11 protein-coding genes, 2 tRNA genes, 1 rRNA gene and 1 pseudogene are annotated in these 14,440 nt (G+C 39.8%); 7 read left to right on the forward strand and 8 right to left on the reverse strand.

Features of this window, described 5'->3' with window-relative positions; genetic code table 11:
• Positions 1-151: 151 nt before the first annotated feature.
• The 4 genes from H0S58_RS12600 to H0S58_RS12615 all read right to left on the reverse strand — a co-directional run bounded on the left by H0S58_RS12600 (position 152) and on the right by H0S58_RS12615 (position 3,051).
• Positions 152-227, reverse strand: a tRNA-Ala gene (locus H0S58_RS12600).
• An 86-nt stretch (positions 228-313) separates the two neighbouring features.
• Positions 314-390: transfer RNA gene (locus H0S58_RS12605), tRNA-Ile, on the reverse strand.
• Between the two features lie 58 nt (positions 391-448).
• A 16S ribosomal RNA gene (locus H0S58_RS12610) occupies positions 449-1,988 on the reverse strand.
• A 466-nt stretch (positions 1,989-2,454) separates the two neighbouring features.
• Positions 2,455-3,051, reverse strand: a complete 597-nt coding sequence (locus H0S58_RS12615) for a TetR/AcrR family transcriptional regulator (protein ID WP_195726677.1) — start codon at positions 3,049-3,051, stop codon at positions 2,455-2,457.
• Between the two features lie 95 nt (positions 3,052-3,146).
• Between H0S58_RS12615 and H0S58_RS12620 the strand changes: the two genes are divergently transcribed.
• Complete coding sequence (locus tag H0S58_RS12620) at positions 3,147-4,355, forward strand: oxygenase MpaB family protein (protein ID WP_195727622.1); 1,209 nt, start codon at positions 3,147-3,149, stop codon at positions 4,353-4,355.
• A gap of 49 nt (positions 4,356-4,404) precedes the next feature.
• On the opposite strand, the gene H0S58_RS12625 is transcribed toward H0S58_RS12620, so the two are convergent.
• The 3 genes from H0S58_RS12625 to def form a co-directional block, all read right to left on the reverse strand.
• Entirely contained in the window at positions 4,405-6,468 is a 2,064-nt protein-coding gene (locus H0S58_RS12625; protein WP_195726678.1) for a TonB-dependent copper receptor, read from the reverse strand.
• Between the two features lie 89 nt (positions 6,469-6,557).
• Positions 6,558-6,983, reverse strand: coding sequence for a DUF2946 family protein (locus H0S58_RS12630; protein WP_195726679.1), 426 nt, complete (start codon positions 6,981-6,983; stop codon positions 6,558-6,560).
• 89 nt (positions 6,984-7,072) lie between these two features.
• Entirely contained in the window at positions 7,073-7,603 is a 531-nt protein-coding gene (gene def, locus H0S58_RS12635) for a peptide deformylase (protein ID WP_053579005.1), read from the reverse strand.
• 119 nt (positions 7,604-7,722) lie between these two features.
• On the opposite strand from def, the gene H0S58_RS12640 reads away from it, so the two are divergent.
• The 3 genes from H0S58_RS12640 to H0S58_RS12650 are packed head-to-tail and all read left to right on the forward strand — an operon-like array spanning position 7,723 to position 10,721.
• Complete coding sequence (locus H0S58_RS12640; RefSeq protein WP_195726680.1) at positions 7,723-8,877, forward strand: LysM peptidoglycan-binding domain-containing protein; 1,155 nt, start codon at positions 7,723-7,725, stop codon at positions 8,875-8,877.
• Positions 8,878-8,897: 20 nt separating this feature from the next.
• On the forward strand, positions 8,898-10,109 hold the full coding sequence (dprA, locus tag H0S58_RS12645; protein WP_195726681.1) for a DNA-processing protein DprA: 1,212 nt from the start codon (positions 8,898-8,900) through the stop codon (positions 10,107-10,109).
• A 42-nt stretch (positions 10,110-10,151) separates the two neighbouring features.
• Positions 10,152-10,721: an L-threonylcarbamoyladenylate synthase gene (locus H0S58_RS12650; protein WP_195726682.1), complete on the forward strand. Its 570-nt coding sequence runs from the start codon at positions 10,152-10,154 to the stop codon at positions 10,719-10,721.
• 368 nt (positions 10,722-11,089) lie between these two features.
• Here H0S58_RS12650 and H0S58_RS12655 read toward each other — a convergent pair whose 3' ends face one another.
• Positions 11,090-11,998: a DMT family transporter gene (locus H0S58_RS12655; protein WP_195726683.1), complete on the reverse strand. Its 909-nt coding sequence runs from the start codon at positions 11,996-11,998 to the stop codon at positions 11,090-11,092.
• A gap of 149 nt (positions 11,999-12,147) precedes the next feature.
• On the opposite strand from H0S58_RS12655, the pseudogene H0S58_RS12660 reads away from it, so the two are divergent.
• The 3 genes and pseudogenes from H0S58_RS12660 (at position 12,148) to H0S58_RS12670 (ending at position 14,327) form a co-directional block, all read left to right on the forward strand.
• Positions 12,148-12,920 (forward strand): annotated as a pseudogene (locus tag H0S58_RS12660) (AraC family transcriptional regulator).
• A 171-nt stretch (positions 12,921-13,091) separates the two neighbouring features.
• Positions 13,092-13,625, forward strand: a complete 534-nt coding sequence (locus H0S58_RS12665) for a hypothetical protein (RefSeq protein ID WP_092720210.1) — start codon at positions 13,092-13,094, stop codon at positions 13,623-13,625.
• Between the two features lie 156 nt (positions 13,626-13,781).
• On the forward strand, positions 13,782-14,327 hold the full coding sequence (locus tag H0S58_RS12670; protein ID WP_195726684.1) for a glutathione peroxidase: 546 nt from the start codon (positions 13,782-13,784) through the stop codon (positions 14,325-14,327).
• The last annotated feature ends 113 nt before the right edge of the window (positions 14,328-14,440 follow it).

Genomic DNA, 14,440 nt, shown 5'->3' on the forward strand with positions numbered 1-14,440 from the left:
CAATCTGTTAATGATTAACTACGTCTTCGTCAGACCGTAGGTAACTGTGATAAATCACAGAACTTAATAAATTAAAAAATCATTTAATCATGATCTTATTTATTAAATTCTATAATCTAACTTCTTAGCTTATATATTGAAGAACAATATATGGTGGAGACTAACGGAGTCGAACCGTTGACCTCCTGCGTGCAAAGCAGGCGCTCTACCAACTAAGCTAAGTCCCCAGCTTATCACTTATTAGCTTTATGTATCTCTCGTTTGTAACTCAACTCCAAGACTCTCATCTCTTCATTATTTCAGTTAGTAGACTTGGTGGGTCTGACAAGACTTGAACTTGTGACCCCACGCTTATCAAGCGTGTGCTCTAACCAACTGAGCTACAGACCCATCGATACATCATGAAGAACAACTTGTTGTGGATTCTTACCAATCGTCAATCTTTCGTTAAGGAGGTGATCCAGCCGCAGGTTCCCCTACGGCTACCTTGTTACGACTTCACCCCAGTCATCGGCCACACCGTGGTAAGCGTCCTCCTTGCGGTTAGACTACCTACTTCTGGTGCAACAAACTCCCATGGTGTGACGGGCGGTGTGTACAAGGCCCGGGAACGTATTCACCGCGGCATTCTGATCCGCGATTACTAGCGATTCCGACTTCATGGAGTCGAGTTGCAGACTCCAATCCGGACTACGATCGGCTTTTTGAGATTAGCATCCTATCGCTAGGTAGCAACCCTTTGTACCGACCATTGTAGCACGTGTGTAGCCCTGGTCGTAAGGGCCATGATGACTTGACGTCGTCCCCGCCTTCCTCCAGTTTGTCACTGGCAGTATCCTTAAAGTTCCCGGCTTAACCCGCTGGCAAATAAGGAAAAGGGTTGCGCTCGTTGCGGGACTTAACCCAACATCTCACGACACGAGCTGACGACAGCCATGCAGCACCTGTATGTAAGCTCCCGAAGGCACCAATCCATCTCTGGAAAGTTCTTACTATGTCAAGACCAGGTAAGGTTCTTCGCGTTGCATCGAATTAAACCACATGCTCCACCGCTTGTGCGGGCCCCCGTCAATTCATTTGAGTTTTAGTCTTGCGACCGTACTCCCCAGGCGGTCTACTTATCGCGTTAGCTGCGCCACTAAAGTCTCAAAGACCCCAACGGCTAGTAGACATCGTTTACGGCATGGACTACCAGGGTATCTAATCCTGTTTGCTCCCCATGCTTTCGTACCTCAGTGTCAGTATTAGGCCAGATGGCTGCCTTCGCCATCGGTATTCCTCCAGATCTCTACGCATTTCACCGCTACACCTGGAATTCTACCATCCTCTCCCATACTCTAGCCAACCAGTATCGAATGCAATTCCCAAGTTAAGCTCGGGGATTTCACATTTGACTTAATTGGCCACCTACGCACGCTTTACGCCCAGTAAATCCGATTAACGCTCGCACCCTCTGTATTACCGCGGCTGCTGGCACAGAGTTAGCCGGTGCTTATTCTGCGAGTAACGTCCACTATCCCTAGGTATTAACTAGAGTAGCCTCCTCCTCGCTTAAAGTGCTTTACAACCAAAAGGCCTTCTTCACACACGCGGCATGGCTGGATCAGGGTTCCCCCCATTGTCCAATATTCCCCACTGCTGCCTCCCGTAGGAGTCTGGGCCGTGTCTCAGTCCCAGTGTGGCGGATCATCCTCTCAGACCCGCTACAGATCGTCGCCTTGGTAGGCCTTTACCCCACCAACTAGCTAATCCGACTTAGGCTCATCTATTAGCGCAAGGTCACAAGTGATCCCCTGCTTTCTCCCGTAGGACGTATGCGGTATTAGCATTCCTTTCGAAATGTTGTCCCCCACTAATAGGCAGATTCCTAAGTATTACTCACCCGTCCGCCGCTAAGTTAAGTAGCAAGCTACTTTTCCCCGCTCGACTTGCATGTGTTAAGCCTGCCGCCAGCGTTCAATCTGAGCCATGATCAAACTCTTCAGTTTAATATTGCTTAGTGCCTTAAAGGGCACCAATCTTGGCTCATCAATTTTCTGACAAATATTTCTCAAATAAACTTCGAGTAATTTCTACCATCAATCAATGAAAATAATTTCGATCAATCAATCAGTAAAAATCCACACAAGTTGTTCTTCATAAGCTCTTAATGATCTTCTTGCTGATTCGTCACCAGCAAGCTAGGTCGGCTATATTACTCTTTATTCATAAAGAGTCAACTGGTTTTATTGATTATTTTTAAACTTCTTTAAGATCCTTAGATTTAACCCTTTAAGCTAAATCCTTGTTTCTCAACAAGTTTTAATCAACATCACCGCCGATGGATGTGCATTCTACAGCATTTTAATCACCATACAACCCCTTTTTTATATTTATTCATTTGAGTGTTTATTTTTCAAACCAATAAAATTCAAGTTATTGATTTTTAAAGTTAATTTATTTTAATTATATTTTTCACTCATTCTCATGGTCTAGGTAGGCCAAAATCATAGTACTCAATTCTCGCTTAAGCTCTTGTTCTGAAATAAGAAATTCATTATTGCTAACATAGCGCATCATCGTAAACAACGTACTATTGATGATGACAAATGATTTGTTTTTAAGCATTTCAAAGTCCCAATGTCGATAGAAACGATTAAATACATACAAACCAAGCTCAAAAAAATGTTTTTCCAAAATTTTAGCGGCATTTGAATTATTATAATTATGCCAATATTTAAGAATTTCAATAAAAAATCCTTTGTCTTCTCTCATCACATCAAATCCAAACTGGATACTCGATGGAATTATGTCGTGAATACTCTGTTTCTCCATCACCATGTGTTTTAAACGTAATCCCAAGCTTTCACTTTTTCGTAAAAGTAACTCTTCAACAATTTGTTCCTTATTTTCAAAATATTGATAAATAGACCCGACGCCAACCCCAGAGCATTCTGCAATTTTGGGTGTAGTCAAACCAGCCAGTCCATATTCTGCAATACATTGTTGAGTGGCTTGTAAAATATCATCCACAATCATTTTGGCACGTTGTTGTTTCGGTTGTTTTCTCATCGTTTTCCTGATTTTTTTTTAGTTTTATAAATACGAATTGAATACGAATAAATATTCATATTAGGGTGGTATGAAATAATATACTTGGTATAAAAATAATGGAACTACTGAATCCCAGCCGTTTAGCTTCTTTTCAAAGCATGCAAAAAACCAACTGGCAAAGTCAAATTCTGAGTCATTTGATCAAACAGCCTTTACAACCAACCTATAGTGAATATTTGTCACTAAATGATGCGCTGACCAAAGGTGATGATTTAATGGAACCTTTAATGCAGTGGATGATGCAAAATCCGAAATTACATCGAACTTATTTTGAAACTGCGCTCTTTCATGGCTTAGATCAATTGCCTCATGCTATTCCCGAAATAGAAACTTTTTTTCAACAGGTCACCACGAAACCCAGCTGGTTAGATGAAAATAAATTACAACACGCTCTGACCTTTACCCACCGATTAGGGATTAACAATGGTTTTATTTTACGTGACTTATCCTTAATGGCGGGCTATTTGTATCCAGGTTTCAATCAACCTTTGATCCTAACAGGTGCTTTAAAGAAACAGGCAGGAACGCGTCTGGCTGAAACCACAAAGTGGTGGGTCGATATTACTGAACCCAATGGACTTGAACGTTTTAATTCAGGATTTACCTCCACCATTTATGTCCGATTTATACATGCTTTAGTTCGATATTCACTCAAAAAAGGCAAGCAATGGGATGCTGAAACGTGGGGGATGCCGATTAGCCAATTTGATTTAGCCATGACTAATTTAGCCTTTAGCAGTGTAGTTCTGCTTGGTATTCGAGCTTTAGGCATTTTTCCAAACAAAACTGAGATTGAAAATTTTCTACATTTTTGGCGCTATATTGGTTGGCTTATGGGTGTTGAAGAAAAATGGTTAATCAATCAAGAGTCTGAAGGCTGGAAACTTCTATACTGGATGCAATTCGCTCATCCACAAACGGATGCAAGCAGTACAGCACTCGGCTCAAGTCTTTCAAAAGAGCCTTTCGAGCGTCAATATCGTTATTTTCGTCCTTTGCAGCAGAAACTTGCTTATCAGCAACATTTGCAAGTAACACAGTTCTTTATTGGCAAAAAAAGAATGTCCAACTTAGGGCTAAAACCTCGTTCCGCCGCATGGTTTGCCTATTATTTAATTGCAAGAAACTTAGCGCTTTATACAGGTGCTAAACATTTACCTACACTCGATGAGCGCTTAATTAAACAAGGTCGAAAAATTCAAAAGCTTGGCTTAGCTCTTTATCAGAGTAAAGCCAAACAATTGGCGAGTATGCATCAATAGCCATCTCGCTCTACAAAAAAGCAGAGTGCTTACTCTGCTTTTTTAATGCTTAAAACTTCACACTGACGCGCGCCCAATAATTGCGGCCTGTGTTATTAAATTGCTCAGTAGCAACTAATCCTATACCTACATCGCCCATTTTATTTAAGTGTTCGCTATAGGTTTTATCCAATACGTTATCAATTCCCATCGACACATCAACACCTTTCAAGACATGGTAAGTTCCATTTAAAGATAATGTAGCAAAGCCACTACTCTCCTTCACGTCATAGCCTACGATATTGCCTTGATTCAAACTTACACGGTTCTGACCATTAACCACTCGCCACAGTGCACCTAATGTGTATTTATCTTGCACATAACGCAGATTAACACGTGCCTCTAAAGGTGAAATTTGTGGTAAAGGTTTGTCATCGGTGGTGTTTTTGCCCCATGCATACATGGCACTGACATCTGCCTGAATGGCATCTGTAAACTGATAACCTATGCCCGCTTCCGCACCAGCAATGGTGGCATCCACATTTTTTGCCCCTGCACTAAATGAAGAACCATGTTTATGTCCACCCATACCTGAACTTGGATGGTTATGATAGCTCATCAAAATATAGTCATTAATTAATCCTGCGTAAGCAGAAGTCCATGAATTAAAGGGACCATGTTGATGTTGATAACCCATGTCGAGCTGTAACGTTTTTTCAGTGTTTAAATCATTAAACGTTGGAACAGGGGTACCAGTATTCCCGTGCGCTGTACTAAACAATTCCCAATAATCAGGCACACGCTCCACATAACCAAGACCAATATAGCTTTTAGCCTGATGCTCGGGATGTTGATTTTCTAAACGAATAAATGCGCTAGGTAAAGTTTCAGAACGATCATCATTCAGTTTAAGCGCATCAATTTTGACTTGATCTACACGCCCCCCCGTCACCAACTTATTTTGATCGCTCAATGTATAACTGAGTTCCCCAAAAGCCCCATATGAATTAAATTTCATATCGGTGGTCATGGGCATATTCATGCTATGAGCAATCATATTTCCAGCACGATGATTTTGCTGTAGATCGACGCCGCTAATCAGATTAAATTTATCCCATGCTGATGTAACTGCAATACGACTATTTAAACTACGGCGTGTCACTTGCATGGAAGATTTATTCAAATACATTTTGCCAGTTGCATGATCATGCTTCATTTCTGGCGTACGCAAGCTAAAGTTATCCATAATATGATCATTAAAGCTGTAATTAACTTGAGCTTCAATTTTTTGAATCACTTCACTAATATTTTTCTTTTCAACACGTAGACCCAAACTTTCACGTGCAAATTGCGAACCATCCATTGAACGCCCTGCATAAACCGCTTCACCATCGGCTTTACCACCTGTCAATTCTAGCCATGTATTTTGATCTGGCGTCCAACTCAAAGCGATATCTGCATTCCAACGTTCCCAATCTGAAGGTACTTTATTTCCATCGCCATCTTTATAACTATCCGATACAGAACGATTGGCATTTAAACGTATATATTTACTTTCATCTCCTACAGTTGCCTCGACGTTATGATCTAAACGACCAAATGATCCCATCAATACACTGGCTTGACCCAAATATGGTTTTTCTGTCGTAATTTCAGGTTTTTGTCGCTCAAAAATGACTGTAGCAGCTGAACCTGTATTGGCATACTGAACGGTTTGCGGGCCTTTAATCACCGTAATTTGATCATAACTTTCAGGTGAAATATAAGAAGTGGGTGCATCCATACGAGCCGGACAAGCCCCTAAATTTTCTGCACCGTCAGTCAATATTTTAATTCGGGAACCAAACATTCCACGGAAAGTGACATCACTATTGGTTCCACCACTCTGTATGGCATTAAATCCAACAATACTTTGTAAGTAATCTGCGCCATCTGTTGCAGGAATAGGTTGAATCGGCTGTTTAGGATCGGCATGTACAATTAAACCATTGGCATCGTTGCCTTGGTAAGCTGTTGCAACAATAGGCGCTAAAGTTTGAATGACACTTTGCTGTGCAGCAGAAGCTGAACCTGAATAACATGCAACACAAATCGCAGCCGCAAGTGGCTGTAAAAAGAATTTAGGCTGAGCCATTTTCATCTCTCTGAAATCATAAATAGGAGCTGTGACTAAAACAGCGCAAGCGCTGAAGTCATTAAAGACCTAACAAATTAGGTTTTGATTTATGCAAAGATCGGAGGGGCTCGCCCTTGTGGCAGTAAATATAGTCGTTGTAATACAAACCAAACATGACTAAAGGTTTTTTGGAATGCCAATAAACGAATTTGAATACGAACTAAAACTTCTTTTATATTCAGTTCAGGAGGTAAAACCAAATTGCCATAAACCGTACAGTACTGACATTGATGGTTGGCATCATGATGATGTCCTGCATCTTGGCTATGCAGTTGACTGTCCTGATCAACATTATGATGAGAAGATTGATGATAGGACTGATGAGAAATCGTTGGTTGAAGCAATAATCCACGCGTGATGGTTTCACAGACCGGAGCAACTTGATATTGCTTCGGTAACAAAGGCTGTAAAAAAACAGCAATCTGTAAAAAAACTGCTAGACAAGAAAGCAGCAAACCACCACGTAACAACAAAACGCTAATCCTGCATTTTTTCGCGATCCAATTATAACAAAGCCCAATCAAATTGGGCTAAGTCATTCATCTCTTTTTAAAAACTTTCATTATCGTTTAACAGCCACTTTTTCTTTTTGGCGTTGACGCGATACTTTTTCCAATTTATCCCGTATCCGCTGACGTTTTAATGGTGATAAGTAATCGACGAATAATTTGCCATTTAAGTGATCCATTTCATGTTGAATACACACAGCGAGAAGTTCATCTGCTTCTATCTGAAATGATTGTCCTTCAAGGTTCAGCGCTTCAATTTTTACACGTGACGGACGCTCGACTTTGTCGTATATTTGAGGCACTGATAGACAGCCCTCTTCGTAAGGCATCGTTTCTGCAGTCAATGGGGTAATTTTGGGGTTAATAAAAACCATGGGTTGATCTTTATTTTCAGATAAATCCATGACAATCAGCTGAATATGTTGATCGACCTGTGTGGCAGCCAAACCGATACCTGGGGCTTCATACATCGTTTCAAACATATCTGCTGCAAGCTGACGAATTTCATCAGTGACTTCTTCGACTGGTTTAGCAATGGTACGAAGACGGGGATCCGGGAAACTTAAAATAGGTAATAAGGCCATACGGTGTCCTCACTTATGCCATTGATCAAAAAACAAAATGAAGCAATGCTTCATCAAAAAATTGTGTGTAATATCGTTATTATAACGCAACTACATACATAATTTTAGGAATTATGATAATGAAAAAGGTTTTGAAGGCCGTACCAACTTTTAGTGCCTTGGGGTTTAAAAAACAATTATTGGCACTTGCCGTGTGTGTAAGTGTTGGAGTGGGTATGGTGAGTATGGCTGAAGCAGCGCCTGCTCGAAATATTAATCCTCCCGCATTAAAAGCCGGAGCGCCACAAGTTTATGTGGTAAAAAAAGGCGATACCTTATGGGATATTTCCAAACGATTTTTGAAAAATCCTGTGCGTTGGCCTGAAATTTGGGCCAGCAATAAACATGTTAAAAATCCGCACTGGATTTTTCCTGGTGACCGTTTATTGATGTGTACTTATAATGGTCGTCCCATTATCGGTAAAGATGAAGGTGATGGCTGCGAAGGGATTATCCGTCGCTATACTGGCGGCACCAAGCTCCAACCACAGGTTCGGATTGAATCTTTAAACAATGCTATTCCTGTGATTCCACTCGAATATATTAAACATTGGTTAGAACGCAGCACCATTATTGCGCCTGAATCAATTACCGATACGCCTTATATTTTAGGCACTGCTGATCAGCGCGTTTTAGCGGCTAAAGGTCAAACCGTTTATGCACGTGGCAATGGTTTAGAAGTAGGTCAACGCTATGCCGTATATCGTGAAGCTGAACCGTATATGTTTACCGATGCAAATGGCAAAAAATATAATGCAGGACTTGAGTTGATTCAAGTGGCAGCTGGAACCTCTATTCGCGGTGAAAATGACATTACTACGTTAGAACTTACAGATACCTACAATGGCGAGGTTCGTCGTGGTGACCGTGTCCTACCTGAATACGATCCAATGTTACCGACTCTATTTTATCCTACCCATGCCGAAGATGTTCTTGCAGGTGGAAAAATTGTGCGGGTGATGGGGTCTATTGGCACAGCAGCTAAACACAGTGTAGTCACTATTGACCGCGGTCGTTTGCAAGGGGTTCAGGTTGGACACGTATTTGCTGTCAATCAAACTGGTGAAACAGTGACTGATCCAAAAACCAAAGAAAGAATTCAATTACCAGGTCAACGTATTGGCAATATTATGGTGTTCAAAAGCTTTGACCACCTAAGTTATGCGTATGTATTGGATAGCGAATTACCGATTAAAGTCGGTGCAGCGATTCAACCGCCATTATTGGATGATTAATCAAGTTAAGGTCTTTTTTTATGTTGAACCCTTTATCCGAGACGCAAGTTGCCACAATTACGTTATGGTATTTGGTTCAGCATTCTCTTTCGAGTTTTTATAAATTAGAAAAATATTTTGGTACAGTGTCACAAGCAGTTGATCCAAAAAACTTTTCACAATGGTCGACTCTTGCGCTGCATAAAAATCACTTACAGCGTCTCAGTGAATTTCAAACTGAAGCTGGCCAACAAAATTTTAAACACTTAATTCAAGATATTCAAAAGCATACTGATTTCATTTTAACCTTGAATCAGCCCGACTATCCGACCCAACTGTTGCCCTATACAAACAAACCACCGATTCTTTTTGGTCAAGGCAATGCACAAGCTTTACTACAGCCTCAAATCGCGATTGTCGGCAGTCGTAAACCCAGTACACATGGACGGCAAGTGGCTTATGATTTTGCTTACTACTTAAGTGATCAAGGTTTTTATGTGACGAGTGGTTTAGCCGAAGGTATTGATGAAGCCGCACATCAAGGGGCTTTACGGCATAATCGTACTATTGCTGTAATGGGCACAGGACTGGATCAAACCTACCCAAGTCTACATCAGCAGCTCAGACAGCATATTATTGCCCAATCAGGGACAATTATTACTGAATTTTTACCCGGTACACCTCCATTACAACAACATTTTCCACGGCGCAACAGGATTGTCAGTGCTTTAAGTCTCGGAGTCATTGTTGCAGAAGCCGCACTCAAAAGTGGTTCACTCATCACAGCAAAATGGGCTGCTGAACAAGGTAAATTAATTTTTGCGATTCCGGGTCATATTTATAGCGAACACCACCAAGGCTGCCATCAACTGATTCGTGAAGGTGCTATTTTAGTTGACCATCCTGAACAGGTGGTTGAAGATCTGGCGCTTCCAACCCAATGGCAATGTCAGCAAAGAAATGATCAAACACAAATTGTAAATCAGATTTCACCCAAAGAAAGTCAAGCCGTACAGCAACTCTCAGCGTTACCAAGCGCTGTCCAGCCCTCTCCACTAAACCAAATACACATTCCTCAAAATTTGCTCTCGCTCTATAACCAGCTCGACTGGATTGGACAATCGATTGATGATCTGATTATTAAACTAAATTTAGATATCAGTACGTTAACCAGTCAATTAATGGAGCTAGAATTACTCGGTTTGTGTATGCAACAAGGTGGTTTGTATCTACGTTGTCGTGCAAGCAAATAAGGTTCACAATATCGTTTTTAAAATTTGTACGGATAAAACCTGATGATTAGCACCTGTGTAACCGAAGCGGCTGAATGTTTAAAACAAGGACACGTTTTAGCATACCCCACTGAGGCGGTCTGGGGCTTAGGCTGTGATCCATTCAATGAAACTGCTTTCTCAGCAATTTTAGCATTAAAACAACGTCCGATTGAAAAAGGGGTCATTTTACTGGCATCGCAACTCTCTCAAGTTGAACATTTATTAATCTCTCTACATCCAGACATGCAACAAAAAGTGCTTGATTCATGGCTGTATCAAAAATCAAATGCTAGAGCAACGACTTGGTTATTGCCTGCTGGTGAAGATATTCCCGCTTGGATTAAAGGCAATCATAGTAAAGTTGCAGTTCGCGTCACCACACATCCGCTCTGTGTCGCGTTGTGTAATGCTTTTAACGGTTTTATTGTATCTACCAGCGCCAATCCAGCTGGTGCTCAGCCTGCTCACTCTCTTCAAGAGGCAAGCCAATATTTTTCTCAGCAGGTTGATTATTTAAATGGAGACTTGGGACTAAGCCAAGAACCTAGCCGTATTATTGATGCAGTTACTGGTGAGATAATCCGAGCCTAGTTTACTCATTTTTATAAAAATGAAAGATAAAAAAAAGCTCAACCCTATGAAAAGGGTTGAGCATAAAAAAGGATGTGTAAACCACATCCAGAGGGTCTGAATTAGGTACTAAAAAGCTGAAAAACAACGACAACATTTAGTGTGCGCATATTATCTATCAATTTTTCTTACAACACAAATAGATTATTTATATCAAGATGAACTTAAAAATACTTAATCTAAACCACTTAATTCGAGTGTTTAAATTATCTTGTTCTTTTAGGAAGACATTTGATAAAACTGAGATTTTTTTCAAATGTCTAGCTTTTAGAGTATGGCATTGAAAATTAAATATAATTAAAAAAATTCATTTCGAGTTTTAACTCTCTTTAACTTGAAGCCTTAATGTGGGTTTGAGGTTTTTTCTGTGCCAGTAAAATTCCTAATAAAATAATGGCTCCTCCGATACTGTGATAGACAGTCCAAGCTTCATTTAGCCATATATAAGCAATAATTGCGGTAAAAACAGGCATCAAATTCATAAAAATACTGGTTCGATTCGGCCCAATCATTTGTACCGCCAACATCCAAACCAAAGGTGCAATTAAAGATGGAAATATACCCGCATATAAAACACTGCTAATATTTTGTGGGTTAATTGCTTCTAGGCCCAACCATAGTACAAATGGAAGGTGATAAAGCAAAGCAAAAATAATTTGGATATATAAGCTGATCATCAGTGGAATGTTGAGTTGCCATTTTTTCAAAAAAACGCCGTAAAAGGCATAAAAAAACACAGCTATGACCATCATGACATCACCCAGATGCCCACCAGATTGAATCAAGCCTGCCAAATTTCCTTGCGCCATGACATAGAGTAAGCCCAAAAAAGATAAAATACTGCCGACTATTGCAAAACGATTTGGAATTTCTTTGAGCAAAAACATTGAAACAAAGATGGTAAAAATCGGAATAAAGGCATTAATGATCCCCATATTGGTGGCAGAAGTATAATGCGCGGCGGTATAACCCAAGCCTTGATAAAGCACCATGCCAAAAGCCGCAAGGACTGCCAACTTTTTCCAGTACTGTTGAATTAGCACCCGTTCTCGCCATACTCGTGTCGCCATAAAAGGGGTTAAAACCAAAAATGCGACTAACCAACGATAAAAACTAATACTGACAGGAGAAATATAATCCACGACATAGCGAGTAACGGCAATATTCATCGACCAAATTAAAACTGCGAGCAACGGTAAGGCCAACGCCCACCAGACTGTTTTACTTTGCGTTACCATTTTTTATCCTGTCTTTGAATATTTGATATTCATTTTGACCAAAGTCTGAAATAATTAAAATATCGAATTTCAGACATTTGTATTGCCCTTTGGACATCATCGATGATTTCAGGTTTATTTCAAACGCTGAATCATGAGTTTATAAAGAGATGAAAATGAATGATCCAGATCTCTCCCATTTAGAACAGATTCAATACCGATTAGAAGTAAATGATTTTTTTTATCAAAAAGATGAGGTTGTGGCACCACACAGTTCACTTTGGGGTGACTTCAATTTTAGCTTAAATGGTATTTTAGAGTATAAAATTGTGGAGAAAATCTATTTATCTCCGCCCAATTATGGTTTATGGCTCCCTCCTCAAACAGCTCATACCTCTATCGCGTTAGATGAAAAAGAGACACATTATGTCTGTATTCGAGTAAACCGTCTTTATGCCAACATTTTGCTGCTTGTACTAAAATTTTAAGTATTGGTCCTTTTCTGCGCAATTTAGTCCATGAAATTCTAGCGCACCAGAACAAATACAGTTTGGAATATCAACATTTATTGCTGGTACTTTTGGATCAATTGAAAAATGCCCCTGCGTACGACAATTATTTACCCCAAACCAATCACGTATTACTTAAACCCTTATTGCAACATCTGTCTAATCCTGAATTATTCCACCAAAATTTGCAGCAACTTTTGCATCCTATCCCCTTTAGTGAACGTCACTTACTGCGCTTAAGCCAACAAGAATTACAACTCAGTTTATTAGAATGGCGTAATCGTGCCAAAATTATCTATGCCATTACTCAACTTCGACAAGGCAAGACCATCAAAAAACTGGCTTATGAACTGGGCTATCAACATAGCTCAAGTTTCATCGAATTTTTTAAGCGCTATACGGATCAAACCCCTGCCCAATTTCGGGATATTTAAATTTTTATTACGCTTCTTTGCAAAATGCAGCAGCTTGACAACAAAAACGCTGTATCCAAGGCCAAGATAAATATGCAATTTTAATAACAGCATTTCATTTAGCTTGCGTATTATTTTTAATTTTAAATAAATTTGGGTTTAGTGCTCATACTAAATCGAAGAGGATGAATTATGAAAAAACGATTACTTGCATCACTTTGTGTTGCTGCTGCAGCACTCACTGCGTGTAACCAAAAGCCAAATGAAGCAACCCCTTCGTCAGAAAAAACTGTCGCAACTGCTCAAACTGCAGCTCCAAGCATGAGTACCAACAACAATACTGATATTAAAAATGATTTGAATCAGGTTCAAACTTTGTCAAATAGTCGTGCTCAAGAAGCCATCGACTTTCAAAATAAGGCCACTCAGGCTGCACAAAAGGGAGATAAAGCAACCTTAAACTCCATCGTGACCGAAATGAAAACCTATATTGATAAATTGAATACAGACCTTGATGCCTTAGCACTGAAAAGTACTGAAGTTGCAGCTATACGTGACAAAATGAAAGAGTCGAATAACCTAGGAATTGAATTGTCTGAAGCAAGCATTGTAGATAATCCAGATATGAAAAAAATTACAGAATTACAAAACCGAGCAACGGCATTACAAAAGGAACTGGTTGCTGAAATGCAAACTTTACAAACCAAAGCTAATGCAGCAGCATAATCTATAATATATATTTAAAAACAGGTCATTAGACCTGTTTTTTAAATCTTGTGTTTATCCTAAAATTTAATCCTATTTCAAAATAAATACTTGCCGTCTTGATGAATAAACGTTACAACAAAGCAGTAATCATCTTCAATATTTAAGGACAATTTCATGGGCCATTCCGTATATGACATTCCTGTCAAAACCATTCAAGGCAATGACACCACCTTGAACTCGTATCAAGGCAAAGTTTTACTGATTGTCAATACCGCTTCAAAATGTGGCCTAACGCCTCAGTACGAAGGTTTAGAGAAACTATATACTGAAAAAAAAGAGCAAGGTCTTGAAATTTTAGGCTTTCCTGCGAAAAATTTCCTAGCGCAGGAACCTGGTTCCGATGATGAAATTCAAGCATTTTGCTCGCTTAATTACCAAATCAATTTTCCGCTATTTTCTAAAATTTCCGTTGCGGGTGAAGACAAACATCCACTGTATCAAGCTTTAACCCAAGCCATTCCAGTTCGTACTGGCGAAGGTCCATGGTGGAAAGATTTAGTCGATTATGGCTTAACCCCTAACGAGCCACCCGAAGTATTGTGGAATTTCGAAAAATTTTTAGTCAATAAAAATGGTGAAGTGGTTGCTCGTTTTGCACCAGATATTACTGCAGATGATGCACGAATTGTAGATGCAATTAATGCAGAGCTCCTAAAATAAAATTGCGAGGGATGTAAGTCTATAGCATTTTCTGTAACACAAAATGATAGGCTTACATTCGCTTCGTTGAAAAAACAGACCAAAATCCATGTTTCATTTCATTTTTTTGTTAT

The organism is Acinetobacter sp. TTH0-4 (assembly GCF_015602665.1).
Taxonomy (GTDB): Bacteria; Pseudomonadota; Gammaproteobacteria; order Pseudomonadales; family Moraxellaceae; genus Acinetobacter; species Acinetobacter albensis.